The organism is Amycolatopsis sp. lyj-84 (assembly GCF_046549075.1).
Taxonomy (GTDB): Bacteria; Actinomycetota; Actinomycetes; order Mycobacteriales; family Pseudonocardiaceae; genus Amycolatopsis.
In genome coordinates this window covers 150,892-177,459 of record NZ_JAJPWO010000007.1, presented here as the reverse complement: position 1 = coordinate 177,459, position 26,568 = coordinate 150,892, and the positions used below count along the sequence as shown (strand labels likewise).

The window sequence follows — 26,568 nt, the reverse complement described above, 5'->3', positions numbered from 1 at the left end:
ACGTTAGTGGCTGAAGGGGCCTTTCACCGCATAAGACGCGACGAAGGGGCCCTTCACCGCGTCGCATGCGGTGAAGGGCCCCTTCAGCTCACGTCAGTCACTCCAGGACGAGCAGCAGGTCTCCGCCTTCGACCTGCTGGACGGCGTTGATCGCGCGCCGCGACACCTTGCCGCCGGCCGACGCGGTGATCGACGCCTCCATCTTCATCGCCTCGATGGTCGCGACCGTCGCACCGGCTTCGACCTCGTCGCCCTCGGACACCTGCAGCGTGACGACGCCCGCGAACGGCGCGGCGATCTGCTTCGGGTCGCCCTTGTCGGCCTTCTCCGTCGCCGGGATGTCCGACGCGATCGAGGTGTCGCGGACCTGGATCGGGCGCAGCTGGCCGTTGAGCGTCGACATCACCGTGCGCAGACCGCGCTCGTCGGCCTCGCCGATGGCCTCCAGCTCGATCAGCAGCCGGACACCCTGCTCCAGGTCGACCGAGTACTCCTCGCCCGGGCGCAGCCCGTAGAAGAAGTCCTTGGACGGCAGGACCGAAGTGTCGCCGTACTGCTCGCGGTGCGCCTCGAAGTCCTTCGTGGGCCCGGGGAACAGCAGCCGGTTCAGCGTCTGGCGCCGGTTCTCGGCCAGCCCCTTGCGGTCCTCTTCGGACAGTTCCTGCACCGGCTTCGGCTTCGCGCGGCCTTCGAGGGCCTTGGTGCGGAACGGCTCCGGCCAGCCGCCGGGCGGGTCGCCCAGCTCGCCGCGCAGGAAGCCGATCACCGAGTCGGGGATGTCGAACTTGTTCGGCTCCGCCTCGAAGTCCTCCGGCGAGACACCGGCGCCGACGAGGTGCAGCGCGAGGTCACCGACCACTTTGGACGAAGGCGTGACCTTCACCAGGTGCCCGAGGATCCGGTCCGCGGCCGCGTACATCGCCTCGATGTCCTCGAACCGCTCGCCGAGGCCGAGCGCGATCGCCTGCGTGCGCAGGTTCGACAGCTGCCCGCCGGGGATCTCGTGGTGGTACACGCGCCCGGTCGGCGAAGCGAGACCGGCCTCGAACGGCGCGTAGATCTTGCGCACGCTCTCCCAGTACGGCTCCAGATCGCCGATGGCCTGCAGGTCCAGCCCGGTCGGCCGGTCCGAGTGGTCGGTGGCGGCGACCAGCGCGGAAAGCGACGGCTGCGAGGTCGTGCCCGCCATGGACGCGACGGCACCGTCGACCGCGTCCGCGCCCGCCTGGATCGCGGCCAGGTACGTGGCCAGCTGCCCACCCGCGGTGTCGTGCGTGTGGATGTGCACCGGGAGGTCGAACTCCTTGCGCAGCGCGGTCACCAGCCGCACCGCCGCCGGCGCCCGCAGCAGGCCCGCCATGTCCTTGATGGCCAGGACGTGCGCCCCCGCGCCGACGATCTGCTCCGCCAGCTTGAGGTAGTAGTCCAGTGTGTACAGCTTCTCGGCCGGGTTCGACAGATCCGAGGTGTAGCAGAGCGCCACCTCGGCGACCGCGGATCCGGTCTCGCGCACGGCTTCGATCGCCGGGCGCATCTGCTCGACGTCGTTGAGCGCGTCGAAGATCCGGAAGATGTCGATCCCGGTCGCCGTCGCCTCCTCGACGAAGGCGTTGGTCACCTCGGTGGGATACGGCGTGTAGCCGACGGTGTTGCGGCCGCGCAGCAACATCTGCAGGCAGATGTTCGGCACCGCCGCCCGCAGCTTCGCCAGCCGCTCCCAGGGATCCTCGGCGAGGAACCGCAACGCGACGTCGTAGGTCGCGCCGCCCCAGCACTCCAGCGAGAGCAGCTGCGGCGTGGTCCGCGCGACGACCGGCGCGACGGCGAGCAGGTCCTTCGTCCGCACGCGGGTGGCGAGCAGCGATTGGTGCGCGTCGCGGAAGGTGGTATCGGTGACGCCGATGGTCGGCGACTCCCGCAGCCAGCGCGCGAAACCGTCCGGGCCGAGTTCGTCGAGCTTCTGCTTCGAGCCGGGCGCGGGTTCGAGGTCCTTGGCCAGCTTGGGCAGCTTGACCTGCGGTTCGAGGGTGCGCGGACGCTCGCCGTGCGGCTTGTTGACCGTCTTGTCGGCGAGGTAGGTCAGCAGCCTGGTCCCGCGGTCGGCCGAGTGGCGCGCGGTGAGCAGATGCGGGCGCTCCTCGATGAACGACGTCGTGACGCGGCCTTCGCGGAAGTCAGGATCGTCGAGGACGGCCTGCAGGAACGGGATGTTCGTGGCCACGCCGCGGATCCGGAACTCGGCGACGGCGCGCCGCGCGCGGCCGACGGCGGTCGTGAAGTCGCGGCCGCGGCAGGTGAGCTTCACCAGCAGCGAGTCGAAGTGCGCGCTGATCTCGGTGCCGGAGAACGCGGTCCCGCCGTCGAGGCGGATGCCGGAACCGCCGGGCGAGCGGTACGCGCTGATCATCCCGGTGTCCGGACGGAAGCCGTTGGCGGGATCCTCGGTGGTGATGCGGCACTGCAGGGCCGCGCCGCGCAGGTACACCTTGTCCTGCGAGAGACCGAGGTCGTCGAGGGTCTCGCCGGAGGCGATGCGCAGCTGCGACTGGACGAGGTCGACGTCGGTGACCTCCTCGGTCACCGTGTGCTCGACCTGGATCCGCGGGTTCATCTCGATGAAGACGTGGTTGCCGTCCTTGTCGAGCAGGAACTCGACGGTACCGGCGTTGCGGTAGCCGATCTGGCGAGCGAACTTGACCGCGTCGGCGCAGATCCGGTCCCGCAGTTCGGACGGCAGGTTCGGCGCGGGGGCCAGCTCGATGACCTTCTGGTGCCGCCGCTGGACCGAACAGTCGCGCTCGTAGAGGTGGATCACGTTGCCCTCGCCGTCGGCGAGGATCTGGACCTCGATGTGGCGCGGCTCGACGACGGCCTTCTCGATGAACACCGTCGGGTCGCCGAAGGCCGACTCGGCCTCGCGCGCGGCGGCCTCGATGGACTCGCGCAGCTGTGCGGGTTCCAGGACGCGGCGCATCCCGCGCCCGCCACCGCCGGCGACGGCCTTCACGAAGACCGGGAAGCCGATCTCCTCGGCCGCGGCGATCAGCGCGTCGATGTCGGAGGACGGTTCGGAGGAGCCCAGCACCGGCACCCCGGCCTCGCGCGCGGCCTTGACCGCGCGGGCCTTGTTCCCGGTCAGCTCGAGGATGTCCGCGCTCGGCCCGACGAAGGTGATGCCTTCGTCCTCGCACGCGCGCGCGAGGTCCGGGTTCTCGGAGAGGAAGCCGTAGCCGGGGTAAACGGCGTCTGCGCCCGCCTTCTTGGCGGCCGCCACGATTTCCTCGACCGACAGATAGGCCCGCACCGGATGACCGGGTTCGCCGATCTCATAGGCCTCGTCGGCCTTCAGCCGGTGGAGCGAATTGCGGTCTTCGTGCGGGAACACAGCCACCGTGCCCGCGCCGAGCTCGAATCCGGCGCGGAACGCGCGGATGGCGATCTCACCCCGGTTGGCGACCAGTACCTTGCGGAACATGCCGGTCCTTCCCATCATCGGATCGGTAGGTGAGGCACGTTACCTGCCGTTCCCGCAGGGCGGGAGTTGTCGCCCAGGTGATGGACGTCATCCCTGCTTGAGTTGCGCCCCCGGACTCTGCAGCAACCGGTTCGCGGTGCCCGCGTGGACACCGGTCAGGACGTCCACCGAAGCGAGGTCCACGAGTGCCTTCGCGACGTCCGCCGCGGAGACGGCGGGATGCAGGGACCGGTACAGCGCGGCCACCCCGGCGACATGGGCGGCGGCCGACGATGTGCCGCTGAGCACCCGGCCGCCGCTTCCCCCTGCGTTGGGTCCCGGCACGTCGACGCCGGGAGCGAACAGGTCGACGACCTCGCCGTAGTTGGAGGTGGATCCGACCTGGTCACTGGCGTCGGTCGAGCCGACGGTGAGCGCCTCGGTCACCCTGCCGGGTGAGAACTGCCCCGCGTCGGTGGCCTCGCCGCCCGCCGGAAGGGCGACCGGGACGACCGCCGCGAGCGCGCGGACGGCGGTGTCGAGCTGGTCGTTGGGCGTGCCGCCGATGCCGAGGACGGCGACCGCGGGCTGTTTCGCGTTCTGCGTCACCCAGTCGATACCCGCGATGATCTTGTCGGTCGACCCGCCGCCCTGCGCGTCGATCACCCGGACCGGGACGATCTGCGCGGCCTTCGCGACGCCGAAGGTCCTCGACGCGGCGACCCCGGCCAGGTACGTCCCGTGACCGTTGGTGTCGGAGGTGTCCGTGCCGCCGTTGAGGAAGTCCTTACCGGGCTTCACCCGGCCGCCGAAATCCGGATGGGCGGCGTCGACCCCGCTGTCGATCACGTAGACCGTGACGTCCTTGGCGTCGGTCTCGTAGTGATAGAGCTGGTCGAGGCCCGTTCGCTGGTCGATCCGGTCCAGCCCCCAGTTCGGCGGGTTCTGCTGGACTTCCGTCGCGGAGGCGGGCTGCGCCACGAGCACCACGAGGGCGAGCGCGGCCATGACCCTTACCAGTCGAATGATCATTCCTCGGGCCTACGCCTGTCACCCGCGGGTGGCAACCTCAACCTCCGGTCGTCACCCGATCGGTTGGGGCTGGTCGGAGGTGGCCGCTGACCGTCGATTCCGGGAGGCAGACCAGCGCGTCGAAGGCGCTGACGACGTCGACGGCGTTGAACATGTGCGCGTGACGGATGCTCTGGGGTCCCTCGGTTCCGCGCCGGGCGCGAAGGTCCACCAGCCCGGGCCCCTCGGCTTCGACGCTGCCGTCCGCGGGCACGTCGAGTTCTTGGCGGTACACGGTGAAACCGAGCCGTGCGGCCGGATCCGGCTTGAGGCCGGTGGTCTCGCCCCCGACCGCGGTGAGCGCCAGCGCGAAGTAGTCGTCGCCGAACTCGGCGGCCAGATGTGTTCCGGCCGAGGGTGACGTGAGCCCGGGGAACGGTGCGAAAGGCACGCGCTGAAGGTGTCCGTTGTGGAGCATCACGACGATCTTCGTGTCGTCACCGTGCAGCCGCCGGATCAGGCGGACGGTCTCGGCCAGATACGCGTCCCGCGAACCGCTCTGCAGGGCGGGCGCGTCACCGGACATCATCGCGGCCACCTCGGCGAGGTAGGTGTCGAGGCGCAGCGCGCCTTCGGCATGGTGTTCCGCGACGGCTTGCGCCTCGGTGTTCCCGTACACCGGGCGCAACGAGGTGAGATGTGCTTTGAGCCTGGTGAGCGCCGCCGTGGCCTTGTCCCGCGCGGCGGCGTCGAAGGCGGCGTACTTGGCGGGCGATTCCGCGCTGCTGACCGACGCGTACCCCTTGGTCGCCTCGATCGCCACGTCGACAAGGCTCACGGCCGCTTCGTCCACAGTGGACAGGTAGGCGCGGACCGCGTCGAGCGACGGTACGGGCGAGCCCGCGGAACTCGGCACGTCGAGGCCGAAGTAGCGAACGTCACCGCGCTCGCGGAGCCAGGTCAGCATTTCGTGCGCCTCGGGCGACTCGCCGAGCGAGAAGGTGAAGCCGTCGCGGCCGATGTCGGCGACGTCTCCGGGGGCGCCTTTCAGCCAGTCGTCGACGAGCTTCCCCTCGGCGAAGCCGGACTCGAAACCGACCACGCGGAAGCCGTGGTGCTCGACGAGGTGCTGGAGCAAACGCTTGCGCAAGTCCCCGAACTCGTGAAGATGGTGGTTGTTCTCGCCGATGGCGACGATCTTCGCGTCCCCGATGAGTTCGGCGATCTTCGCTGGGTCTGACATACTGACCAGACTAACGCAACAGGAGTAGCAATTGGCAACCTCCGGTACCCAGCGGCCGGGCGGCCGGACCGAGCGCACCCGCCAGGCCGTGCTGCACGCCACCCTCGACCTGCTGGCCGAACGCGGGTTCAGCGAGCTGACCGTGGACGCGGTCGCGGAACGGTCCGGAGTGCACAAGACGACGGTGTACCGGCGCTGGTCCTCATCGGACGGCCTCGTCGCGGCCGCGCTGCAGATGGGCGCAGAGGACGACTGGAAGGCGCCCGACACCGGGTCCCTCGAGGACGATCTGCACGCAGTGGCGGCGGAGGTCGTGCGGTACTTCACCGAACCGGCGCTGAAGGAGTTGCCGACGGCGTCGGTACTGGCGGCGTTCCAGTCGCCGCAGGCCGCCGAGGCGCTGCACGACTTCTATCGGGACCGGCATGTCCGGATGGCGCCGATCGCGGAGCGGGCCGTCGCGCGGGGCGAGGTTCCGCCCGGCACGGACGGCGACGAACTGGTGCGGGCGGTGTGCGGGCCGATGTTCTACCGGCTGTTCCTGTCTCGGGAAGGCGTCACGGTGGCGGACGCGCGGGTGACGGCGCGAGCGGTCGCCCTTGCCGCACGGGAAGGCGCCTTCGTCCCGAGCTCGCATGGGTCGTAAGAACTTTTGGCCACTCGCCCGCCCGGCAGCGGTGGTCGCCTGAAGTACGTGAAGGCCCCCTTCACTGCGTCTAGCGCCAGGGTTCCGGCAAAGTCGGCTATCCGCTGGTCGCAGGGGGTGACGGAGTGGGCTCGTCAACCGTGACCAGACACGCTCCTCGAATGTCCACAGAGGACACTTCCGGCGCATCTTTGCCTGATTTGGGCGGCTTGCGAGGGGGTCGTGAGCGGTAAAGGTCGTTCTAACGCTTTGTGTTGTTTCAGGACCTCACGGACAGATGTGTTTCAGGACTTGTCGGACAGTCGCACCCGGCCAGGCGACAACCAGCCCACTGGAAGCCTTCGAAACCTGACACGTGCGGATAGCCGACTTTGCCGAGACCCGGGCGCCTAGCGCAATGAAGGGGGCCTTCACTCGCTCGCGAGCTTCGGATGTTGCGAACGTGGCTTTCACAACCTTCAGCGTTGCGAACGTGACTTTCGCAACGCCACTCCCCGTCAAGCCCCACCGAGCTGCGGTGGTCGGGAGGTGCGTTCGCGACACCCGGAACGGCTGGCGTGGCCCTCACCACGGCCAGACAGGGCGTCAAAGCTCGTGAGCGGCAAGGACGTTTGTCACGGGCTGCGGACACTTTTACCCTCAACCGCCGGTGACTTCCGGGCCCACACTGGCGTCTTCGTGCCGAGAGAGGGAGCCCGTCATGATCGAAGAAGTCCGGAACCGGCCGCTGGAAATGCCGCGCCAGCTCAGGTTCGTCCGTGGCTTCCTCTGGTTGCAGGCGGTCCTCAACATCCTCGTCAGCACGCTCTTGACCTTCCTGTCGATCAACGAGCTCGACCACGGCAACGAAGAAGCGGGACTCTTGCTGGCGCTGGCGATCCTCGGCTTCGTGGTCTCCGCCGTGCTGATCGCGTGCGCGGTGCGGATCTCCCACGGTTCGGCGTGGGTACGGCCGACGGTCATGGGCGTGGAGGGGCTGTCCGTCGTGCTGGGCGCGATCAGCCTGTTCAGCGGCGGGGCGATCACCCAGCTGATCGGGATCGGCATCGCCATCGGTGTCATCGTCGTCCTCAACAAGCCCGAGGAACGCGCCTGGTTCACCCGCTGACGAGGTCGATCCGGTAACGCACTTCGGAAAGCGGGACGTCCTCGCCGGGCATGGTGTCGGTTTTCGCCGCCCCGTCCGGCATCCATCCCGCGGCCGAGTAGAAACGCCGGGCGCGCACGTTCGTGTCGAGCACCCAGAGCGTCGCCTCATGGTGCCCGGAATCCCGCAACGCGGCGACGGCGGTGTCGAGCAGCAGCCGTCCCAGCCCCGTGCCCCAGCGCTCAGGTTCGAGGTAGATCGCGCGCAGTTCCCCGCGGACCCTGTCGACGGCGGTGAAGCCGAGGAGCGAGCCGTCCTCGACGAGCACCAGGATGTCGCCCCGGTTGGCGGGGTCTGCCAGGACGCGCTGCCATCGGGCGGCTCGGCCCTCGACCGAAAGATCGCGCAGGTAGAGCTCGGGCAACAGGCCCTGGTACGCCGACTGCCACGACCGGACGTTCACCTCGGCGATGGGCCAGGCGTCCTCGACGGTCGCGAGGCGGATCGTGGCCATCGTCAGGCCTTTCCCTGCTTCCTGAAAGCGGCGAAACCGGTGACGGCGGCGAGCGCCAGCACCGCTCCCAGCGCGATCCCCCAGCCGGCACCGGTCACGCGCGAACTGCTCGGAAGCGCGTAGGACAGCACGCACACCATGACGGTGCCGCCTCCGGCCACGCCGCCGAGGAAGGCGATCCCGAACACGGCAGGCCGCAGAAGCGCGCCGAGCACCGTCGCGAGCAGGAGAACCACCGAGACCATGAGATAGATCGCACCCTCGTCCGCGCGACTCGACGAATAGTCGATCAGCTCGCCCGCCTGGATCGCCAGGCCGGTCGTGGCGACGAGGGCGAGAACGACGGCCGCCACGGCGAACCGGTCACGGGGTTTGCCCAGCCCGAGCCGGAAACTCCGGTCACGCCGCACCGCCACCAAAGCGCAGACGGCCGCGAGGATCAGGCAGCCATCGGAGATCAGGAGGACGGCCGGACCGAACGGGATCGTCGAAAGCAGCGCCAGCCCGCACAGCGATCCTGGACCGACCATCCGGCGCGTCTTCGAGGCGAACATCGCGGCCGCCCCACCGAGCGCGAGCGCGATGAGCGGGATCACGGTCCAGCCACCGTCCTCGAAGAAATCTTCCACGTTGCTGCTGAGCGTGAAAGCGATGACCACCAGGTAGATCGCGGCCGTGATCGCGAACCCGCCCGCCACGCGGGTGAACGGGTCGACCTTGGTCCGCGGAGCCGCGGGTTCGGCCTGCCGCACGGGTTCGGGCACCGGTGGGAGCACGAGAACCCGGACGGGTTCCGGCGGCGGACCCGGCTCGGGCGCCGGAATCGGCTTCGGCTTCGGCTCCTCGACGATCTGGCCCTCGACCCGCACCACCGCCTCACCGGTCGGCCCGGTCACCGTGATCCGCCCCTCGAACGCCCCGAGTTCCACCAGGTCCAGCGAAATCTCGGCCCCGTCGGCGACTTCCGTGACCCGCAGCCAGGAATGCGACGCCGCGAAACGGCAGGCCCGCGCGATCGGCGGCCCGTCCAGCCGGATCCGCGCGGTCGGCCGCGATCCCCGGACGACCTCGCCGAAACGCACCCCGCCGGGCTCGGCCCGCACCCGTCCTTCCCGCCGCGCCAGCTCGGCCGCCTCGGCGATGTGCTGGATGTCGTTCTGCGCCATCGTGGTGAGGACTTCGTGGGCCCCGATGGCGACGGGAAGGTTCTCACTCGTCAGGCGCCGCTGGAGTTCCGTGACCGCGCCGAGGCGGGTGAACATGTTCGGATCCTCGCTCGCCGCGCGCAGATCGGCCGGGACCGGCGACGGTTTGATCCGGCGGCGCCTGCTCCTGGCCAGGTACAGCTCGCCCTGCATCTCGATGTCGCGGCTGGGCGTCTGGTTCGGGTTCCGCTCGCGGACGCTGTCGAACAGGTAGTCGTAAAGCTCGCTGAGCGCGATCCAGCCGTCCTCGTCGCGGTCCGCGTCCCCCGTCCGGAGACCGTCGACCAGAGCCGAGGTGAACACCGACGGCCGGGCGTGCTCGTCGGCGAGGTGATCGCCCTCGAAGGCGTACTCGATGGAGTTCGACGCGGTGATCACCGCACGCCCGCGGCCGCCGAAACCACCGCCGGGGAACGCGTCGAGCACGTTGACCTCACCGGAGGAGCGCACCGCGACCCCCTGGCTGAAAGCGCCGCCGTAGCAGCAATCCAGCAGCAGGACGATGCTCCGCGACCGGCTCATCCGCATACAGCGCTGGACGAAATCGGCGGGGACCGCACTCGACGCCAGCCGTTCCGGCCGGGTGTTGCGGGCGGCGAAGAACAGCTCGCCCGACTCACTTTTCAGGCCGTGGCAAGAGAAATGCACCAACAGGACGTCGTCGGCCGCACTGTCGGCGAACAGGTCCTCGACCCGGCTCGCGATCACGTGCGCGGTCTCGTCGCGGACCACCTGGACGTCGAACTCGCTGATGTTGCGGTCGGCCAGGACTTCGGCGAGCGCCTCGGCGTCGGCCGCCGGGGAACGCAGTGAGCTCAACCCTGGGTTGTCGTACTCCCCGTTGGCGATGATCAGGGCACGCCGCTCGCCGGTCATGGCGTCGAATGCCTGCTCACGAAAAGGTCGACGAGCTTGTCCTGATCGGTGAGGCTCGCTTCGGACAGCTCCAGCACGTCACCGTCGATCTCCAGCCGCACCGTGCGCTTCACCCGCCCACCGCGCGAAAGCCATTCCCGCACGGCCACGACGACCGAGCGCAGGCCTTCGGCGGACTTTCCCAGGGTGACCAGCAGCCCGCCTGCCGTCGCGACATCGAATCCGCGGGAGCCGGGCGGAGCCGGGCCGGCGGGCAACGCCTTGACGTCGGCGACCCCGCGGTCGAGCAGTTCGCCCCGCAGGTACCCGGCAAGCCTTTCGACACGCTCCGCGTCGGCCCCGTCCTCACCGAGTTGGATCCGCACCGCTGACGTCATCCCCGGCCTCCCTCGCCCGCACAGAACGAGGCTGTGCGGAACAAGCACACCCTTCGGCCCGCCCGGCGGCAAGGTCCGATCGGGCAGAGATGTTCACGTCAGCTTTTTTCCAGGTACTCCACACGATCTTCGTCGACGACGTCGGCGATCATGTGTGCCAGCCCCAGGTAATTCCCGAGAGCCGGGTCCTTTTCGACTATTTCCAACGCACGGGCGCGTGCCTCGGCGATGACTTCCTCGTCCTGCAGCAGCGACAGCAGTTTCAGGGTCGACTTCTTCCCCGACTGCGCGGCACCGAGGATGTCGCCCTCGCGGCGCAGCTCCAAGTCCATTCTGGACAGTTCGAACCCGTCCGTCGTGGATTCGACGGCGGCGAGCCGCTCCCGGGTCGTCGTGCCGTCCAGGGTTTCGGTGACCAGCAGGCAGAGCCCCGGCACGCTGCCCCGGCCGACGCGGCCGCGCAGCTGGTGCAGCTGGCTGATGCCGAACCGGTCGGCGTCCATGATCACCATCGCCGTCGCGTTCGGCACGTTCACGCCGACCTCGATCACGGTGGTCGCGACGAGCACGTCCAGGTCGCCCTTGGCGAACGCCTGCATCACGGCGTCCTTGTCGTCGGCGGGCATCCGGCCGTGCAGGACGCCGATCTTCAACCCCTTCAAGGGACCTTCGGCCAGCTCGGGCGCCACTTCGAGCACCGCGAGCGCCGGCCGTTTGTCGCCTTTGTCCGACGCCGGTTCGTCGCCGATCCGCGGGCAGACGATGTAGGCCTGGTGCCCCTTGCCGCATTCCTCGCGGACCCGCTGCCACGCCCTGTCCAGCCACGCGGGGCGCTCCGCGACCGGCACGACCGACGTCTTGATCGGCGACCGGCCCGCGGGCATGACCCGCAGCGCGGAAATCTCCAGATCGCCGTAGACGGTCATCGCGACCGTCCGCGGGATGGGCGTCGCCGTCATGACGAGCACGTGCGGGCTGGTCTCGTCCGCGCCGCGGGAGCGCAGCGCGTCCCGCTGCTCCACCCCGAAGCGGTGCTGTTCGTCGACCACGGCCAGGCCGAGGTCCGCGAAGGACACCGTGTCCTGGATCAGCGCGTGCGTGCCGACGACGATCCCCGCCTCACCGCTGACCGTCTCCAGCAGCGCCTTCTTGCGTTCCTTGGCGCCCATCGAACCGGTCAGCAGGGTCACCCGCGTCGCGTTCTCCGCGCCGCCGAGTTCGCCCGCCTGCCCGAGGTCGCCGAGCATCTCGCGCAGCGACCGGGCGTGCTGCGCGGCGAGGACCTCCGTCGGCGCGAGCATCGCCGCCTGCCGCCCGGAATCGACGACCTGCAGCATGGCGCGCAGCGCGACCACGGTCTTGCCGGAACCGACCTCGCCCTGCAGCAACCGGTTCATCGGATGCTCGGTGGACAGATCCCGGGAGATCTCCTCGCCGATCTCCTCCTGGCCCGAGGTCAGCGCGAACGGGAGCCGCTTGTCGAAGGCGTCGAGGATGCCGCCGTCGGTGTGCGGACAGGCTTTCGCGGGCCGGGAGACCAGGGAATGCCTTCGCTGCGCGAAAATCAGCTGCACCGCCATGGCTTCGTCCCATTTGAGCCTGCGGCGCGCGGAGTTCAGCGCGTCCCAGCCCGACGGACGGTGGATGCCGCGCAGCGCGCTTTCCAGGCTGGGCAAGCCGTACTGGGCGAGCAGCTCCAGCGGCATCGGGTCCTCGTCGACCTCCAGCACGTCCAGCACCTGGCGCACGCTCTTGGCGATCACCCAGGTCGGGATCCCCTGCGCCGCCGGGTACACCGGGATGATCTCGGCGAGGAAGTCGTCCATCGCCTCGGCCTGGCGTTCCGCGTCGAACAGTTCGTACTCGGGATTCGCCAGCTGCAGGACGTCGCGGAAGGCGGTGACCTTGCCCGCGAAGAGCCCGTTCTTGCCGGGCACCAGGTCCTTTTCGCGCCAGGCCTGGTTGAAGAAGGTGCACTGCAGGCGGCGTTTGCCGTCGGTGATCACCATTTCGAGCAAGGTGCCGTTGCGCGCCTTCATCCGGCGTTTGTTGACCCGCTCGATCCTCGCCATCACGGTCGCGTGCTCACCGAGTTCGAGACCGGCGATGTCGGTGAGCTGGCCGCGTTCGGCGTAGCGGCGCGGATAATGGCGCAGCAGGTCGCTGACCGTCTCGATCTTGAGGCCCTTGGCGAGTGCCTTCGCCGTCGCCGCGCCCACGACCAGCTTGAGGTCCGCGCGCAGGTTCGTCATCCGGTCACTCCACCCCCATCAGCAGCACGGCGTCGGTCTGGCCGCCGGCGTAACTCGTCAACTCGACCTCGGGATGTTCCAGGCGGAGCTGATCGGCCAGCTCGCCGGGCAACCGGACCGGGACACCGACGCCGGTCAGCACGGTGACCAGCTCGCCGCCGAGGGCCAGCATCCGGTTCAGCACACCGACCGCCGCCGCGACCAGGCTCGTCTCCGAGGCGGGCGCGGGCTCGATCAGCACGACCTCGCCGTCGACGAGACCGACGACGTCACCGGCCTGCGCCCGGCCCACCCAGGTTAGCGACTCCTCCTGCGCGATCCGCAGCTCGCCACGCCTGGTGGCGGCGGCCGCTTCGGCCATCGCGACGACGTCGTCGTTGGTGCGGCGGTCCTTGTCGTGCACGGCCAGCGCGGCGAGCACCTGAACGGGTGACACGCACGGGATGACGACGACGTCGCGGTCCGCGGCCATCGCGTGCCCCGCCGCCGCGTCGGCCGCCGCGGTCAGCCCCTGACCGCCGGGGAGGACGGTGACGTGGTGCCCGGCGGCCTCGTTGATCAGGCCCAGCATCTCTTCGACCGTCGGCGCGACTCCCGGCGGCACGGACAGCACCGCGACCCCCTCGGCCCGCAGCAGTTCGGCCAGCGGCCCGCCGTGGACCACGGCGACCACCGAACGGTCGATACCGCCGCCGACCTCGACCGGCGTGGGCGTGATCAGCGGCTCGACCCGGACCTTGCGCGGGCGGCCCAGCTCGATCCCGGCCTCCAGCGCCGCGCCGATGTCCGCGCAGTGCACGTGGACGGCGAAACTTCCCGCGCCGTCGCCGGCCACGGTGACGCTGTCGCCCAGGCCGCTGAGGGTCTTGCGCAGCCCGGGGAGGCTTTTCTCGTCGACGCCGTCGAGGAGGTACATGACCTCCCAGGCCGTCGGCGGGTCGATCGTGTGATGGTGGTGCGCTTCGAGCGGATGTTCCGGCTCGGTGATGCCGCCGGAGATCACGCCGGCAAGGGCGTCGAGGACCGCGACCAGCCCGCGGGCGCCCGCGTCGACCACCCCGGCCACCGCCAGGACGGGCAGCTGCTTGGGGGTCTCTTCCAGGGCCTCGGCGGCGACGCTCGCCGCGGTCGCGGCCACCTCTTCGAGTGAGCCGGTCGCGTCGCGGACGGTCGCGGCGACGGTGTGGAGGACGGTCAGGATGGTCCCGGCGACCGGGCGGCTCACCGCCCCCGTGGCGGCCCTGTCCGCGCACCCGAGCGCGTCCGCGAGCCCCGGCCCGTCGAGGTCCCTGGCCGCCGCCGACTCGGCGATCCCGCGCACGACCTGCGACATGATCACGCCGGAGTTGCCCTTGGCCGCCGCGACCGCGCCCTTGGCGAAGGCCGCCAGCGCCTCGGCGGTGGTCCCGGGCTCCGCCTCCGCCAGTGCGTCGCGGGCCGCGGTCATGGTGAACAGCAGGTTGGAGCCGGTGTCGGAGTCGGCGACCGGGTAGACGTTGATGCCGTCGATCGCCGGCCGCAGCACCGACAAACTGTGCACACAGGCCGCCGACCAAGCCGACACCGCCGCCACGTCCAGCACCCGCACGCCGTAACCTCCTAGCTGTTCCAGCGAGGGTATCGACCCGGTGCCGGAGGGCTCTGAGCCACTGGTTACTATGGTCGAGTTGCCCAGCATGCTGGGCGCATCATTCTTTGTCCCAGATCCAGAGGAGTTCGACGTGGCTGCCGTGTGCGACGTCTGTGGCAAGGGACCGGGCTTTGGCAAGTCGGTCTCGCACTCCCACCGGCGTACCAACCGCCGGTGGAACCCGAACATCCAGACCGTTCACGCCAAGATCGGTCTGTCCCAGCGCAAGCGCCTGAACGCCTGCACCTCGTGCATCAAGGCGGGCAAGGTCGTTCGCGGCTGAGCCGGATTTTTGGGGAATGGCGGGTGCTCTTCGGAGCACCCGCCATTTTTTATGCGCGTTCGAGCTGCCTCCGCAGTCCGTGAAGGCCTCCTTGCCTACTTTGAGGGTAGGCAAGGAGGCCTTCACGGACTTGAGCGTCACCTCAGGAGTCACACCGGCCACAGCGACGTGCGTCGCGGGGTCTTTCGCAACTAGAGGACCAATCGCGCGGTCAGGGGAGCTTCCAGTCCACAGGGCCGGCGCCCTGGTCGGCGAGCAGCTGGTTCGCCCGGCTGAACGGACGCGAGCCGAAGAACCCGGCGTGCGCCGAAAGCGGGCTCGGGTGGGCCGACTCGATGCACGGCACCTTCCCCAGCATCGGCTTCAGGTTCCGCGCGTTGCGGCCCCACAGGATCGCCACCATCGGCTCGTCTCGCGCGGCGAGCGCCTTGATGGCCTGCTCGGTGACGTCTTCCCAGCCCTTGCCCTGATGCGAGTTGGACTTGCCGGGCTGCACCGTCAGCGCCCTGTTGAGCAGCAGGACACCCTGGTCTGCCCACGGGGTCAGATCGCCGTTCGACGGCAACGGGTGCCCGAGGTCCTCGCCGTACTCCTTGTAGATGTTGATCAGGCTCTTCGGGATCGGCCGGACGTCCGGCGCCACCGAGAAGCTCAGCCCGACGGCGTGCCCGGGCGTCGGGTACGGGTCCTGGCCGACGATCAGCACCCGGACGTCGTGGAACGGCTGCTGGAAGGCCCGCAGCACATGTTCCCCGGCCGGGAGATAGGTCCGGCCCGCGCCGATCTCCGCGCGGAGGAACTCCCCCATCGCGGCGACCTGCGGCGCCACCGGTTCGAGGGCTTGCGCCCAGCCTGCTTCGACGATGTCCTGCAGCGGTCGTGCGGTCACGGCGAGCGAGCTTACCCAGGCCGGTCGGCGCCCCTTTTTCCGGTGCACTGAGACACCGGTCACCAGCGCCGTCCTAGCCCAGCCGCCGGAGTTCGACCCGGAACCGGGCCGCGCGCTCGACGTACCCGTCGACGACCCGTTTGATCAGGTCCGGCCCGAACGACGTGTTCGGCCGGGTCTTCGCCGGGACGCCGAGCGCGATGTGCCCACCGTCCACATGGGACCCATAGGAGAGAACCGCACCAGCGCCGACCATCCCGCCGTCCTCGACGACGGTTCCGTTCAGCACCACCGATCCCGACGCGATCAGGCAGCCCTCGCCGATCCGCGCGCCCTCGATGTGCACGGAATGCCCGACGGCGGAGGACTTCCCGATCACCGTCGGCTCCTCGCGGGTGCAGTGCAGGACGCAGCCGTCCTGGACGTTGGACCGCTCGCCGATCTCGATGTACCCGTGGTCGCCGCGCAGCACCGTCTGCGGCCACACCGACGCGAACGCCGCGATCCGGACGTCGCCGATCACCGTGGCGTCGGGATGGACGTAGGCGTCGGGGTGGATCGAGGGTTCGAGGTCGCCCAGTGCGTAGATCGGCATGCGTTCTCCTAGACCAGCGACTTGCCGAAGCAGACGCTTTCCGGTTCGTCCTTGTAGTACCCGAAACCCGGCATCTCCCGGTAACCCGCCGACAGGTACAGCGCGATGGCCTCCGGCTGTTTGTCGCCGGTTTCCAGCACCATGCGCTTCCGCCCGGCTTCGGCCGCCGTCCGTTCGAGGTCGGCGAGGATCGCCCGCGCGAGCCCCCGCCCGCGTGCCGAGGCCATCACGAACATGCGCTTGATCTCGGCGTCACCGGGCAGCAGCGGAACGGGTCCGTCGTGCGCGCGCCAGGCACCGCACGCGACCGGGGCGTCATCGAGGTACGCGGCCAGGAACAGCCCTTTCGGTGCGGCGAACTGAGCGCCGTCCATCGGCGTCTCGTCTTCGCTGCCGTACCGGGCGGCCAGTTCGAGTTGGGCTTCGGCCAGCAGCTTCACCGCGTCGGGGTGGTCGTAGGGCAGCACACGAAGGTCCATGAGCGCGAGATTAGCCATCGGCCGTCTCGCGGGGGAAGCAGGTAATCGGCCCAACCGGGACGCTAGCGCCAGTGCTCCCAGCCGCTCTTGTGCCCGTACTGCTTCCCGTCCACCGTCACCCCCGAATCCGGCATCGTCACGACGCCGATTTCGGTCCAGCCCTCCGGCAGGTCGGCGAACGCGGGGAAAGTGGCCGCGAACGCGTGGTCCTCGCCGCCGGTGAGCACCCACTTCAGCGGGTCCGCGCCGAGGGCGGTGCCGACTTCGGTCAGCCTGCTCGACACGTCGAGATCCGCCGTCCGCACGTCGATCCCCACGCCGGAGGCGGTGGCGATGTGGCCGAGGTCGGACAGCAACCCGTCGGACACGTCGATCATCGACGTCGCGCCGCCGTCGGCCGCGCGGACGCCCGCTTCGTAGTCCGGTTCGGGGCAGCGCTGCGCGTTGACCACGCTGACCGGTGAGCGGAAACCCCGCCCGAGCACGGCGAGCCCGGCGGCCGCCCAGCCGAGGCGTCCGCACACCGCGACGACGTCGCCGGGGCGGGCGCCGGACCGCGTCACCGGTTCCCGGCCACCGAGGTCGCCCAGCGCGGTGACACTGATCACGATCTGGCCCGCGCTCACCATGTCGCCGCCGACGATCCCGACGCCGGCGCGGTCGGCTTCGGCCCACATGCCCTTGGTGAGCTCGACGACGAGTGACGTCTCGGTGTCCGGCGGGCAGGCGAATCCCATGAGGACGGACGTCGGGCGGGCGCCCATGGCGGCGATGTCGGTGAGGTTCACCGCGACCGCCTTGCGCCCCACCTGTTCAGCGCTGGACCAGTCGAGGCGGAAGTGCACGCCCTGCACCAGAACGTCGGTGGAGACCACCGTCCGGCCGTCCGGGGTGGCCACGACGGCCGCGTCGTCCCCCGGTCCGAGCAGCGTCGACTCCGGCTGTTTCCGGCCGGACGTCACCGCCTCGATCAACCGGAATTCACCGGTACCGGCGACCGTGCCGTCATTCGGTGACACCCGTCACCTCCACTTTCCCTTGTCCGGACAAATGTCGATCACCGATAGTCGGAAGCCCTAGGTTTTTCCCGGGGCTGGCGATACGTTGCTACAACGTTCCTACCTTGAGCCGACTTTTACGAAGGGGCGCGCCGTGGTCCACGCATACATCCTCATCCAGACCGAGGTCGGCAAAGCCGCCGCGGTCGCCGCGGAGATCTCCACCATCTCCGGTGTCACCAGTTCGGAGGATGTCACCGGCCCTTACGACGTCATCGTCAAGGCCGCTGCCGAAACCGTCGACCAGCTCGGCCAGCTCGTGGTCGCCAAGGTGCAGAACGTGGAGGGCATCACCCGTACGCTGACCTGCCCGGTCGTGAATCTGTAAGAGGTGGTGTAGTTGTCCGGTGGCTGACACGGACACCGGCGCTCCCCCGAAACCACTGCTGATCGCGGCCGCCTGCCTGGCGGTCCTGCTCGTCGCGGGCGTGGCCGTCTTCGGGCTGACGCGCGGCGCGGATCCCGTCACGGATCAGGCCGAAGCCGGGCCGCTCCCGCTCGTCCCGATCCCGGCGTTCCAGTCGGGTTCACCCGACTGTGCGAAGCTCGTCGGCGCCCTCCCGCACGAACTCACGTCGGCCGGGAACACGCTGGTCCGGCGGAAGCTGGCCGAGCCCGCCCCGGAGGCGGCGGTCGGCTGGGGCACCGGCGACCCGGTGGTCCTGCGGTGCGGACTCGGCAAGCCGCCGGAGCTCAACCAGACCTCGCAGCTGCGGACCATCAACAAGGTCCAGTGGCTGCAGGTCCAGGGCGAGGGCACGGCGACCTGGTTCGTGGTCGACCGTCCCGTCTACACGGCACTCACCGTGCCGGACACCGCGGGGACCGGGCCGCTCCAGACCATTTCGGACGTCATCGCCGCCAACCTCCCCGCGGTGCCGCTGCGCTTCTGACCGCCTGCGTTTTTGACCGCCTGTGTTCCTGATCAGGGAACGACCAGCAGGGTCTTGCCTGTGTACCGCCGTCCTTCGATGTCGGAATGCGCGGCGGACGCCTCCGCCAGCGGGTACGTGCGGCCGATGACCGGTGCCAGGCTCCCGTCCGCGGCCAGCCGCAGCACCTCCCGCACCCGGCGCGGCGCGTCGGGCCAGAACCCGGCCAGCTGCGCCATGTCCACAATGGTCAGCCGGGCCCGGTCGGCGTCGCCGATCACGGTCTCCGCGCCACTGGACATGCCGTAGCCGGAGAACCGGCCGCCGTTCCCGAGCAGGGCGAGCGAAGCCGCGCCCAGTTCGCCGCCGACGCCGTCGAACACCACGTCGAGCCGCTCGCCGCCGGTGAGTTCGAGGACCTCACCGGTCCAGTCCGCCCCCGAGTAGTCGACCGGCTCGGCACCCAGTTTCCGGGCGATCGCCGCCTTTTCCCCGCCGCGGACCGCCGCGATGACCGTCGCCCCCGCCGCGCGGGCGAGCTGCACCAGCAGGCTGCCGAGACCGCCGACGCCCGGTGCCACCAGGATCCGTTCCCCGGCCAGGACCGGGGTCTTCTCCAGCAACGCCAGCGCGGTACTGCCGTCGTCGAGCAGGGCCAGCGCGTGCTGGGAGTCGAGGCCCGCCGGGATCGGGAAGGTGCTGTCCGGCAGTGCGATGACCTTGTCCGCGTATCCCCCGCCGTACCCGCCCTTCGCGCTGGAGATGACCGGCTTGCCCAGCCAGGTCTCGTCGACTCCGGCGCCGACCGCCTCGACGGTGCCCGCCACCGCGCCACCCGGCACGTACGGCGGCTCGACCTCGAACACGTCGGGACCGTCACCGCGCCGGATGAGGGCGTCGAGCCAGCCGACTCCGGCCGCCGTCACCGCGATGCGGAGTTCACCCTCCGTGGGTTCTGGAGTGGGCAGTTGGATCGGCTCGAGAACTTCAGGACCGCCGAATCGGGACACTCTGATCACCTGCATGAACGAAAGTTACGACCTCAAGCAAGGTAGAGGTCAAGCCAGGACGACGAGAAGTGGTTTGAGCGCCGAGTGGAGCGCTTCGCGCGAACAGCCCGCGTACCCGATGAGGTTCCCGAACACCGTCGGCGTCCCGGCGAAGTGCCGGGCCAGACCGTCGAGCCGGATCCCGGCGCGTTCCGCCGCCGCGATCCGCGCCGCTTCCTCGGCCGCCGATCCGCACGGGACGACCAGATGCGCCCCCGCGTCGTCGCCGAGCACCGGGATCCCTGCCGACGTCAGCGTCGCCGACACCAGGGACCGGCGCTCCGACAGTTCCCGCCGGAGCTTCCGCAGGTGCCGCCCCAGATCGCCGTGCCGCGCCAGTTCGGCGAGCACCCGTTGTCCCGCCGGCGACGGGCGCGTCCCGGTTCCCTCTCGGTACTCCAGCACCGCGGCCGCGACCTGGGTCGGCGCGACCATCCAGCCCGCGCCCAGCGCCGGGGTGAGGATCTTGCTCGTGGTCCCGAGATGCGCGACGACGTCCGGGGCGAGCGCGGCCAGCAGCGGCAGCGGCGCGACGTCGAACCGCAGCTCCCCGTCGTAGTCGTCCTCGATCACCAGCATGCCTTCGGCGCGGGCGAGTTCGACCAGGTCGACCCGGCGGGACGCGCTCATCCGGCTGCCGAGCGGGTACTGGTGCGCGGGCGAGCAGTACACCGCGCGCACGTCGGCCGGGACGGCGTCCGGGCGCAGGCCCTCCTCGTCGACCGGGACGGACACGACCTCGAGACCCGCCCGCCGGAACGCCTGCACCGCGCGCTGGTAGCCCGGTTCCTCGATCGCGACCCGGTCGCCGCGCGAGAGCACCGCGCCCGCGAGTTCGATCACCGCCGCCGTCGTCCCGCCGGTGGCCAGCACCGTTCCGGCGGCGAGGCCGCGGTGACGCAGCAGATGTTCGGACACCGCGTCCCGGTACGCGGGCAGCCCGGCCCTGTCCTCGCGATAGGTCGGCCGCGGGTCGGCGGCGGCCCGCCACGCACGGCGCCAGGCTGCCTTCTCGATGCCGTCGGCCCACGGCACGCCCGGGGTGAGGTCGACCAGCGTGAGCGGTGCGGCGGCCACGCCCGGCGCGGGGCCTTTCGACGGCCTGTCCGCGGGCGGTGTCGTGGTGACGTAGGTGCCGGAGCCGTGGCGACCGGCGATCCAGCCCTCCGCGTGGAGCTGCTCGTACGCCGCCGACGTCACCGTGCGGCTGACGCCGAGCCGGTGCGCGAGCGCCCTGGTCGAGGGCAGCCTGTCGCCGCCGCGCAGATGCCCGTCGCCCGCGGCGGCGCGCAACGCGTCGGCCAGCTGGACCGCGAGCGGGACGAGCGAAGCGCGGTCGAGGCTGACCGGCAGGGCGGTGTCGGACATGCTGTACCCCGCGCTCTCCGGAAGTGGCCTTCTCAAGTATAGGAGAATTGGACGTTATTACAGTCCACTCTCGTGGGTGAGACTACTCGCATGTCCACCCCGCTCTCTCCCACCGACCGGACCACACTCGGCCGCAAGAAGAACCGCGCGCTCACCGACCGCTCGGCGCTGTACGCGGTGCTCGACGAAGCCCTGATCTGCCATCTCGGCGTCGTGCGCGACGGCGCCCCGCTGGTCATCCCGACCGGCTACGGCCGCGACGGGAACACGCTCTACCTGCACGGATCCACCGGGGCGAAGAGTATGCGCGACTCCGACGGCGTCGAGGTCTGCGTCACGGTGACGCTGCTCGACGGCATCGTCTACGCGCGCTCGGTCAACAACCACTCGATGAACTACCGCAGCGCGGTGATCCTGGGCAAGGCGGCCGCGGTCACCGACGCCGACCGGAAGATGCACGGCCTCCGGGTGCTGACCGACCACCTCGCGCCCGGCTCGTGGGAGCACGCGCGGGACGTCAACGCGAAGGAGTTCGCGTCGGTTTCGGTGCTGGAGCTGGACCTCACCGAGGCTTCGGTGAAGATGCGCGGCGAAGGGCCCGACGACCCCGAGGACGAGGTCTCGGCCGATCTGTCGTGGGCGGGGGTGCTGCCGGTGCGGACCGTTTTCGGGGAACCGGAACCGTCGGCGGACCTGGTTTCGGAGTGGACGGTGCCGGACCACGTGAAGACTCGCGTCGGGTAGGGGGTAGCCGACGCTAGGAAAGGCCCGTTACTGGCAAAATTTGCCAGTAACGGGCCTTTCCTAGCACTCCGCGAAGCGCTACGAGAGCCGTCTAGGCAGCCGCACGGTGAACGTCGTCGCCCCCGGCACGCTCTCGACCTCGATCGTCCCGCCGTGCGCGGAAACGAGCGAGCGCACCACCGAAAGCCCGAGCCCGGTCCCGCCGTTGCCGCGCGTGCGGGCGGTGTCGACCCGGAAGAACCGGTCGAAGATGCGTTCCCGCGCTTCCGGTGGGATCCCCGGCCCGGCGTCGCTCACCCGCAGGACGACCTCCGCGCCCGAGGCGGCGCCCGACAGCGTGACCGCCGTCCCGGGTGGCGTGTGCACCGCCGCGTTGGCCAGAAGATTGTCCAGCACCTGCCGCAGCCGGACCGGATCCGCTTGCAGGACAACACCTTCCGGAAGCGGGCCGAGGGTCAGCGGATGCTCCGGGCGCCCGGCGGTGAAGGCCTCGCCCGCGTCGGTGAGCAGTTCGGCGAGGTCGACATCGACCAGCCGTAGCGGCGCTTCGCTCTCCGGCGCGTCGAGGCGCGCGAGGAGCAGGAGGTCGTCGACGAGCACGCTCATCCGCTGGGTCTCTTCCCGGATCTTCGACAGATGCGCCTCGCGTTCGGCGGGTTCGTTGGCCGCCTCGTAGCGGAAAAGCTCGGCGTAGCCCCGGATCGACGTCAGCGGCGTGCGCAGTTCGTGGGAGGCGTCGGCGATGAACCGCCGCAGCCGTTCGTTCGCCTCCCGGCGCGCGACCAGTGAGGAATCGAGGTGCGCCAGCATCAGGTTGAACGCCGTCCGCAGTTCCTCGACCTCGGCTCCGCCGCCGTTCGGCCGCGCGCGCACCGGGAGATCGGCGTTCGTGGTCAGATCGTGCGACGCGATGTCGTGCGCCGTCCCGGCCATGTCGCTCAGCGGCCGCAGCCCGCGCCGCAGCACCAGCCGTCCCGCGATCACCAGCACCGCCAGCGCCAGCAGGAACGCGACGACCTCGACCATCACCAGCTGGCTCACCGTCCGGTCCAGATCCGCCTGCGGCGCGGCGCTGACCAGCACGATGTTCTGGTCGCGCTCGATCGGGCAGGCCCGGACCCGGTAGGTGCCCTTGTCCTCGATGTAGACCGTGCGCAGCACTTCGGTCTGCGTCGCGTCCTCCGCGACCTTCGCGAGAGCCTTCGTGTCCGGCGGGAGAGAACCACCCGCCTGCGGCAGCGCGTCGCCGTTCTGTACCGAGAAGACCGCCGAGAACCAGCCGTAGGCCTGCTGCGGTTTCCCGCCGTGCGTGGTGCGCAACGAGGGCACCTGGCTGATCTGGGTCTTGGCGAGCTGTTCGTCGAGCCGGTCGTTCAGGTAGCCCTTCATGATGCCGACCATCACGGTGCCGACGACGGCGAACACGATCAGCGCCAGGACACCGAGCCCGAGTGCCAGCCGGGTCCCGAGCCTCGATCGGCGCCAGGCGTCGTACCACCGGCGCAGCATTTTCATCTCGCCGCCTGCCGGACGACGTAGCCGACGCCGCGCACGGTGTGGATCAGCGGTTCGCCGCCGTCGTCGAGTTTGCGGCGCAGATGCGAGATGACGAGTTCGACCACATTGGACCGGCCGCCGAAGTCGTACTCCCAGACGTGGTCGAGGATCTGCGCCTTGGTCAGCACCGAAGGCGAACGCCGCATGAGATAGCGCAGCAGTTCGTATTCGGTCGGCGTCAGCTCCGCGGGTTTCCCGTCGCGGGCGACCTCGCGCGTGTCCTCGTTCAGGGTCAGGTCGCCGACCCGCAGCACCGCGGCCGCCCTGGACTGGCTGGTGCTGCGGCGCAGGACCGCACGCAGCCGCGCCATCAGTTCCTCGACGGAGAACGGCTTGACGAGGTAGTCGTCGCCGCCCCGGGTGAGCCCGGCGACACGGTCTGCCGTCGCGTCCTTCGCGGTGAGGAAGACCACGGGCACCGCCGTCCCGGCCTCGCGGAGCTTGTCCAGCACGGTGAACCCGTCGATCCCCGGCAGCATGAGGTCGAGCACGACGATGTCGGGCACGAATTCGGCGGCCTTGGCGAGCGCGGCCTCGCCCGATCCGGCGGTGACGGCCTGCCAGCCCTCGTACCGGGCGACGGTGGCCACCAGGTCGGCGATATGCGGCTCGTCGTCCACCACGAGCAGGCGGACGGGGTTTTCGGTGTTCACGAACCCCATCCTCCGTGAACACGCGCGCGAGAGCGAGGCGGGAGGGCACACGACAGGAAGCCGACAGCTTCCGCCAAGAAAGGTCACAGGTTGGCACAGCAGGCTCAGCACTTGAACCGGACCGGAAGGGACCACGTGTGACAACCATGACGCAGACCGCCGTGAAACCGCGCCCGGCGATCCGTCCCAGGATCGCCGCACGCGCCGGGCTCTTGACCTTCATCGGGGCCAATGTGGCCGCCGTGACCCTGCTCTTCTTCGCCGCCGGGCCGTCGGACAACGTCCTCATCAGCATCGGCAGGCTGGCCGGGCTCTACGGGGCGCTGGCGATGGCGTTCCAGCTGCTGCTGGTCGCCCGGCTGCCGTGGCTCGACCGCCGCCTCGGCATGGACCGGCTCACCGTCTGGCACCGCTGGACCGGGTTCAGCCTCCTGTGGACGCTGCTCGCGCACTTCGTCTTCATCCTCTTCGGTTACGCGCAGGTCGAGGACAACGGCGTGGTGGACGAGTTCGTCACGATGGTGACCAAACTGGAGGGGATCCTGCGCGCGGTCGTCGCGTTCGCGCTGATCCTGCTCGTCGGCGCCGTTTCCGCGCGCTTCGCCCGCCGCCGTCTGGCGTACGAGACCTGGCACTTCATCCACCTCTACACCTACGCCGCGGTCGTACTGGCGTTCAGCCATCAGATCGCGCTGGGCGGATCGTTCGCGTCCTCGCCGGGCGCGCAGGCCTATTGGTGGGCGATGTGGGGCGTCGCGCTGGGCTCCGTGGTCGCCGGCCGCGTGATCCTGCCGCTGGCGCGGAACCTGCGTCACCAGTTGAAGGTCGTCGCCGTGGTCCCCGAATCCCACGACACCGTGTCGGTGTACATGACCGGCAAGCACCTCGACAAGATGCCCGCGAAGGCGGGCCAGTTCTTCCTGTGGCGATTCATGACCAGGGATCGCTGGTGGCAGGCCAATCCGTTCTCGCTGTCGGCCGCGCCGGACGGCCGCACCCTGCGGCTGACCGCGAAGGCGGCCGGTGACGGCAGCGCGTCCTTGCGGTCGCTGAAGGTCGGCACCCGGGTGTTCGCCGAAGGACCGTACGGCGCGTTCACCACGATGCACCAACAAAAGCCCGACGCGCTGCTGGTCGCCGGCGGTGTCGGGATCACGCCGATCCGCGCGCTGCTGGAGGAGATCTCCGGGCACGTCGTGGTGCTCTACCGCGTCCGCACCCAGCACGACGCCGTCCTGCTGCCGGAGCTGATGGGGCTGGCGCGGGCGCGCGGCGCCGTCGTCCGGGTCCTCAGTGGACCGTCCGATCTGGCCGGTCCGCACGGTCCGATTCTCGGCGCGCACAGCCTGCGGCGGATGGTTCCGGACGTCCGGAACCGGGACGTGTTCGTCTGCGGCCCGCCCGGGATGACCTCGGCGACGTTGCGCAGCCTGCGGGAGTTGCAGGTACCCGCCGGTCAGGTCCACGCCGAACGTTTCAGTCTCGCCGCCTGAGTCAGGGAGTCCCCGATCATGAAGAAGACCATCGTCGCCGCCACGGTCGCCCTGTCGGCCTTCGGCTTCCTCGGTGTCTGGCTGTACGAACCGGGTCCGCTCGGTTCGGAGACCGTGGCCGTCGCCGCACCGGCGCCCGCGCCGTCCACCGTGTCCTCTTCGGACGGTGGTGCCTCCGAAGGCGCCGAACGCACCGTCGACGGTTCGGTGGAGAGCAACCGGTACGGCACCGTCCAGGTGCAGCTGGTGATCTCGGCCGAAGACAAGATCGCCGACGTCCGGCTGCTGCGGCGGCCGACCAGCGGGCGCGGGGTCGACGCGATCCCGGTGCTCCAGCAGGAAACGCTGACCGCGCAGAGCGCCGACATCGACACCGTCTCCGGGGCGACTTCGACGAGCGAGTCGTACGTCAAATCGCTGCAGGCGGCGCTGGACGCCAGATGAACCGCGTCGAGCAGGTGATGGGACTGCCGGTCTCGGTCGACGTCCGGGCGGGCGGTGCCCTCGTCGACCACGCGATCGACGGCGTCTTCGGCTGGCTGCGGGAGGTCGACGCCCGGTTCAGCCCGTTCAGGGCCGACAGCGAGGTCTGCCGCTACGACCGCGGCGAACTCGCCCCTTCCCAGCTGAGCGACGACCTGCTCGAGGTGCTTTCGCTGTGCGATCACTACGAACGGCTGTCCGGCGGGGCGTTCACCGCGCGGCTCCCCGGGCGACGGCTCGACCCGAACGCGGTGGTCAAGGGCTGGGCGGTGCAGCGGGCGGCGTCACTGCTGCTGGCCGAGGGCCTGGACGTCTTCTGCGTCAACGCCGGCGGGGACGTGGTCACCGCGGGCGAACCCGAACCCGGCCGCGCCTGGCGGGTCGGCATCCGGCATCCCGAACGGCCGAACGCGATCTGCGCCGTGGTGGAGTCGTCCGATGGTGCCGTCGCGACGTCGGCGGAGTACGAGCGCGGGGCGCACATCCTGGACGGGCGGACCGGGCGCCCGGCGACCGGGCTGCTGAGCGTCACGGTCACCGCCGACGACCTCGTCACGGCGGATTCCCTGGCCACGGCCGCTTTCGCGATGGGAACCGAGGGAATCGCCTGGGTCGCTTCGCAGCCGGGGTGCCAGGTGCTGGTCATCGACGCGGAACGGCAGGTGCACCGGTCGCCGGGGCTGCGGCTGGCTTGAGTCGTGACGTGATGGTTTCGCCTGGTCGTGAAGGCCTCCTTCCCTACCCTGAAAG

At 70.0% G+C, this 26,568-nt stretch carries 25 protein-coding genes; 9 read left to right on the top strand and 16 right to left on the bottom strand.

What is annotated here, in order from left to right:
* Nucleotides 1-97 precede the first annotated feature (97 nt).
* The 3 genes from ACLJRM_RS22335 to ACLJRM_RS22325 form a co-directional block, all read right to left on the bottom strand.
* Nucleotides 98-3,475: a pyruvate carboxylase gene (locus tag ACLJRM_RS22335; RefSeq protein WP_101613431.1), complete on the bottom strand. Its 3,378-nt coding sequence runs from the start codon at nt 3,473-3,475 to the stop codon at nt 98-100.
* An 87-nt stretch (nt 3,476-3,562) separates the two neighbouring features.
* On the bottom strand, nt 3,563-4,462 hold the full coding sequence (locus ACLJRM_RS22330; RefSeq protein WP_410664179.1) for a S8 family peptidase: 900 nt from the start codon (nt 4,460-4,462) through the stop codon (nt 3,563-3,565).
* Between the two features lie 61 nt (nt 4,463-4,523).
* On the bottom strand, nt 4,524-5,708 hold the full coding sequence (locus tag ACLJRM_RS22325) for an erythromycin esterase family protein (RefSeq protein ID WP_410664178.1): 1,185 nt from the start codon (nt 5,706-5,708) through the stop codon (nt 4,524-4,526).
* Between the two features lie 31 nt (nt 5,709-5,739).
* Between ACLJRM_RS22325 and ACLJRM_RS22320 the strand changes: the two genes are divergently transcribed.
* Complete coding sequence (locus ACLJRM_RS22320; protein WP_410664177.1) at nt 5,740-6,354, top strand: TetR/AcrR family transcriptional regulator; 615 nt, start codon at nt 5,740-5,742, stop codon at nt 6,352-6,354.
* Nucleotides 6,355-7,054: 700 nt separating this feature from the next.
* A complete protein-coding gene (locus ACLJRM_RS22315) occupies nt 7,055-7,462 on the top strand; it encodes a hypothetical protein (RefSeq protein ID WP_410664176.1) in 408 nt (135 codons plus the stop codon).
* Here the strand turns inward: ACLJRM_RS22315 and ACLJRM_RS22310 are convergent.
* From ACLJRM_RS22310 to ACLJRM_RS22290, 5 genes are all read right to left on the bottom strand, one after another.
* The gene (locus ACLJRM_RS22310; protein ID WP_101609821.1) at nt 7,452-7,955 is read right to left on the bottom strand and encodes a GNAT family N-acetyltransferase; all 504 of its coding nucleotides are present in this window, start codon (nt 7,953-7,955) and stop codon (nt 7,452-7,454) included. The two genes, ACLJRM_RS22315 and ACLJRM_RS22310, sit on opposite strands and share 11 nt — an antisense overlap.
* 2 nt (nt 7,956-7,957) lie before the next feature.
* Entirely contained in the window at nt 7,958-10,036 is a 2,079-nt protein-coding gene (locus ACLJRM_RS22305; protein ID WP_410664175.1) for a caspase domain-containing protein, read from the bottom strand.
* Nucleotides 10,033-10,413: a hypothetical protein gene (locus ACLJRM_RS22300; protein ID WP_101609823.1), complete on the bottom strand. Its 381-nt coding sequence runs from the start codon at nt 10,411-10,413 to the stop codon at nt 10,033-10,035. The genes ACLJRM_RS22305 and ACLJRM_RS22300 overlap by 4 nt, the downstream gene beginning before the upstream one ends.
* Nucleotides 10,414-10,511: 98 nt before the next feature.
* On the bottom strand, nt 10,512-12,665 hold the full coding sequence (recG, locus tag ACLJRM_RS22295) for an ATP-dependent DNA helicase RecG (RefSeq protein WP_410602816.1): 2,154 nt from the start codon (nt 12,663-12,665) through the stop codon (nt 10,512-10,514).
* A gap of 4 nt (nt 12,666-12,669) precedes the next feature.
* Nucleotides 12,670-14,253 (bottom strand): DAK2 domain-containing protein, encoded by a 1,584-nt coding sequence (locus ACLJRM_RS22290; protein ID WP_101609825.1) that lies wholly within the window; start codon nt 14,251-14,253, stop codon nt 12,670-12,672.
* 133 nt (nt 14,254-14,386) lie between these two features.
* Between ACLJRM_RS22290 and rpmB the strand changes: the two genes are divergently transcribed.
* Nucleotides 14,387-14,578: a 50S ribosomal protein L28 gene (gene rpmB / locus ACLJRM_RS22285; RefSeq protein ID WP_007031450.1), complete on the top strand. Its 192-nt coding sequence runs from the start codon at nt 14,387-14,389 to the stop codon at nt 14,576-14,578.
* 211 nt (nt 14,579-14,789) lie between these two features.
* Here the strand turns inward: rpmB and ACLJRM_RS22280 are convergent, their stop codons facing one another.
* The 4 genes from ACLJRM_RS22280 to ACLJRM_RS22265 all read right to left on the bottom strand — a co-directional run bounded on the left by ACLJRM_RS22280 (nt 14,790) and on the right by ACLJRM_RS22265 (nt 17,560).
* Nucleotides 14,790-15,467: a uracil-DNA glycosylase gene (locus ACLJRM_RS22280; RefSeq protein WP_101609826.1), complete on the bottom strand. Its 678-nt coding sequence runs from the start codon at nt 15,465-15,467 to the stop codon at nt 14,790-14,792.
* A 73-nt stretch (nt 15,468-15,540) separates the two neighbouring features.
* Nucleotides 15,541-16,062 carry a gamma carbonic anhydrase family protein gene (locus ACLJRM_RS22275; RefSeq protein WP_101609827.1) on the bottom strand — a complete coding sequence of 174 codons (522 nt, stop codon included), beginning with the start codon at nt 16,060-16,062 and terminating at the stop codon, nt 15,541-15,543.
* A gap of 8 nt (nt 16,063-16,070) precedes the next feature.
* Nucleotides 16,071-16,541, bottom strand: a complete 471-nt coding sequence (locus ACLJRM_RS22270; protein WP_101609828.1) for a GNAT family N-acetyltransferase — start codon at nt 16,539-16,541, stop codon at nt 16,071-16,073.
* A 62-nt stretch (nt 16,542-16,603) separates the two neighbouring features.
* The gene (locus ACLJRM_RS22265; RefSeq protein WP_101609829.1) at nt 16,604-17,560 is read right to left on the bottom strand and encodes a thiamine-phosphate kinase; all 957 of its coding nucleotides are present in this window, start codon (nt 17,558-17,560) and stop codon (nt 16,604-16,606) included.
* 133 nt (nt 17,561-17,693) lie between these two features.
* On the opposite strand from ACLJRM_RS22265, the gene ACLJRM_RS22260 reads away from it, so the two are divergent.
* Both ACLJRM_RS22260 and ACLJRM_RS22255 read left to right on the top strand, forming a co-directional pair.
* Entirely contained in the window at nt 17,694-17,927 is a 234-nt protein-coding gene (locus ACLJRM_RS22260) for an Lrp/AsnC family transcriptional regulator (protein ID WP_101609830.1), read from the top strand.
* A gap of 19 nt (nt 17,928-17,946) precedes the next feature.
* The gene (locus ACLJRM_RS22255; protein ID WP_101609831.1) at nt 17,947-18,492 is read left to right on the top strand and encodes a DUF3515 domain-containing protein; all 546 of its coding nucleotides are present in this window, start codon (nt 17,947-17,949) and stop codon (nt 18,490-18,492) included.
* A gap of 32 nt (nt 18,493-18,524) precedes the next feature.
* Here the strand turns inward: ACLJRM_RS22255 and ACLJRM_RS22250 are convergent, their stop codons facing one another.
* Both ACLJRM_RS22250 and ACLJRM_RS22245 read right to left on the bottom strand, forming a co-directional pair.
* Nucleotides 18,525-19,496, bottom strand: a complete 972-nt coding sequence (locus tag ACLJRM_RS22250; RefSeq protein ID WP_410664174.1) for a zinc-binding dehydrogenase — start codon at nt 19,494-19,496, stop codon at nt 18,525-18,527.
* A 33-nt stretch (nt 19,497-19,529) separates the two neighbouring features.
* Nucleotides 19,530-20,888, bottom strand: a complete 1,359-nt coding sequence (locus ACLJRM_RS22245; RefSeq protein ID WP_410664173.1) for a PLP-dependent aminotransferase family protein — start codon at nt 20,886-20,888, stop codon at nt 19,530-19,532.
* A gap of 90 nt (nt 20,889-20,978) precedes the next feature.
* Here ACLJRM_RS22245 and ACLJRM_RS22240 point away from each other — a divergent pair, with 90 nt between their 5' ends.
* Nucleotides 20,979-21,632: a pyridoxamine 5'-phosphate oxidase family protein gene (locus tag ACLJRM_RS22240; RefSeq protein WP_101609834.1), complete on the top strand. Its 654-nt coding sequence runs from the start codon at nt 20,979-20,981 to the stop codon at nt 21,630-21,632.
* 78 nt (nt 21,633-21,710) lie between these two features.
* On the opposite strand, the gene ACLJRM_RS22235 is transcribed toward ACLJRM_RS22240, so the two are convergent.
* Together ACLJRM_RS22235 and ACLJRM_RS22230 are read right to left on the bottom strand one after the other, a co-directional pair.
* Nucleotides 21,711-23,147: a sensor histidine kinase gene (locus ACLJRM_RS22235; RefSeq protein WP_101609835.1), complete on the bottom strand. Its 1,437-nt coding sequence runs from the start codon at nt 23,145-23,147 to the stop codon at nt 21,711-21,713.
* Nucleotides 23,144-23,842 (bottom strand): response regulator transcription factor, encoded by a 699-nt coding sequence (locus tag ACLJRM_RS22230; protein ID WP_101613432.1) that lies wholly within the window; start codon nt 23,840-23,842, stop codon nt 23,144-23,146. Before ACLJRM_RS22230 ends, ACLJRM_RS22235 begins: the two co-directional genes overlap by 4 nt.
* 146 nt (nt 23,843-23,988) lie before the next feature.
* Here ACLJRM_RS22230 and ACLJRM_RS22225 point away from each other — a divergent pair, with 146 nt between their 5' ends.
* The 3 genes from ACLJRM_RS22225 to ACLJRM_RS22215 are packed head-to-tail and all read left to right on the top strand — an operon-like array spanning nt 23,989 to nt 26,513.
* On the top strand, nt 23,989-25,335 hold the full coding sequence (locus tag ACLJRM_RS22225) for a ferric reductase-like transmembrane domain-containing protein (RefSeq protein ID WP_101609836.1): 1,347 nt from the start codon (nt 23,989-23,991) through the stop codon (nt 25,333-25,335).
* An 18-nt stretch (nt 25,336-25,353) separates the two neighbouring features.
* Nucleotides 25,354-25,779, top strand: a complete 426-nt coding sequence (locus tag ACLJRM_RS22220; protein WP_410602837.1) for an FMN-binding protein — start codon at nt 25,354-25,356, stop codon at nt 25,777-25,779.
* On the top strand, nt 25,776-26,513 hold the full coding sequence (locus ACLJRM_RS22215; RefSeq protein ID WP_101609838.1) for an FAD:protein FMN transferase: 738 nt from the start codon (nt 25,776-25,778) through the stop codon (nt 26,511-26,513). Before ACLJRM_RS22220 ends, ACLJRM_RS22215 begins: the two co-directional genes overlap by 4 nt.
* Nucleotides 26,514-26,568: the final 55 nt, after the last annotated feature.

Bases quoted from the DNA above. Each gene is read 5' to 3' on its own strand.
- ACLJRM_RS22335 (WP_101613431.1), bottom strand. From the start codon at position 3,475: ATGTTCCGCAAGGTACTGGTCGCCAACCGGGGTGAGATCGCCATCCGC.
- ACLJRM_RS22330 (WP_410664179.1), bottom strand. From the start codon at position 4,462: ATGGCCGCGCTCGCCCTCGTGGTGCTCGTGGCGCAGCCCGCCTCCGCG.
- ACLJRM_RS22325 (WP_410664178.1), bottom strand. From the start codon at position 5,708: ATGTCAGACCCAGCGAAGATCGCCGAACTCATCGGGGACGCGAAGATC.
- ACLJRM_RS22315 (WP_410664176.1), top strand. From the start codon at position 7,055: ATGATCGAAGAAGTCCGGAACCGGCCGCTGGAAATGCCGCGCCAGCTC.
- ACLJRM_RS22310 (WP_101609821.1), bottom strand. From the start codon at position 7,955: ATGGCCACGATCCGCCTCGCGACCGTCGAGGACGCCTGGCCCATCGCC.
- ACLJRM_RS22305 (WP_410664175.1), bottom strand. From the start codon at position 10,036: ATGACCGGCGAGCGGCGTGCCCTGATCATCGCCAACGGGGAGTACGAC.
- ACLJRM_RS22300 (WP_101609823.1), bottom strand. From the start codon at position 10,413: ATGACGTCAGCGGTGCGGATCCAACTCGGTGAGGACGGGGCCGACGCG.
- recG (WP_410602816.1), bottom strand. From the start codon at position 12,665: ATGACGAACCTGCGCGCGGACCTCAAGCTGGTCGTGGGCGCGGCGACG.
- ACLJRM_RS22275 (WP_101609827.1), bottom strand. From the start codon at position 16,062: ATGCCGATCTACGCACTGGGCGACCTCGAACCCTCGATCCACCCCGAC.
- ACLJRM_RS22270 (WP_101609828.1), bottom strand. From the start codon at position 16,541: ATGGACCTTCGTGTGCTGCCCTACGACCACCCCGACGCGGTGAAGCTG.
- ACLJRM_RS22250 (WP_410664174.1), bottom strand. From the start codon at position 19,496: ATGCAGGTGATCAGAGTGTCCCGATTCGGCGGTCCTGAAGTTCTCGAG.
- ACLJRM_RS22245 (WP_410664173.1), bottom strand. From the start codon at position 20,888: ATGTCCGACACCGCCCTGCCGGTCAGCCTCGACCGCGCTTCGCTCGTC.
- ACLJRM_RS22240 (WP_101609834.1), top strand. From the start codon at position 20,979: ATGTCCACCCCGCTCTCTCCCACCGACCGGACCACACTCGGCCGCAAG.
- ACLJRM_RS22235 (WP_101609835.1), bottom strand. From the start codon at position 23,147: ATGAAAATGCTGCGCCGGTGGTACGACGCCTGGCGCCGATCGAGGCTC.
- ACLJRM_RS22225 (WP_101609836.1), top strand. From the start codon at position 23,989: ATGACGCAGACCGCCGTGAAACCGCGCCCGGCGATCCGTCCCAGGATC.
- ACLJRM_RS22220 (WP_410602837.1), top strand. From the start codon at position 25,354: ATGAAGAAGACCATCGTCGCCGCCACGGTCGCCCTGTCGGCCTTCGGC.
- ACLJRM_RS22215 (WP_101609838.1), top strand. From the start codon at position 25,776: ATGAACCGCGTCGAGCAGGTGATGGGACTGCCGGTCTCGGTCGACGTC.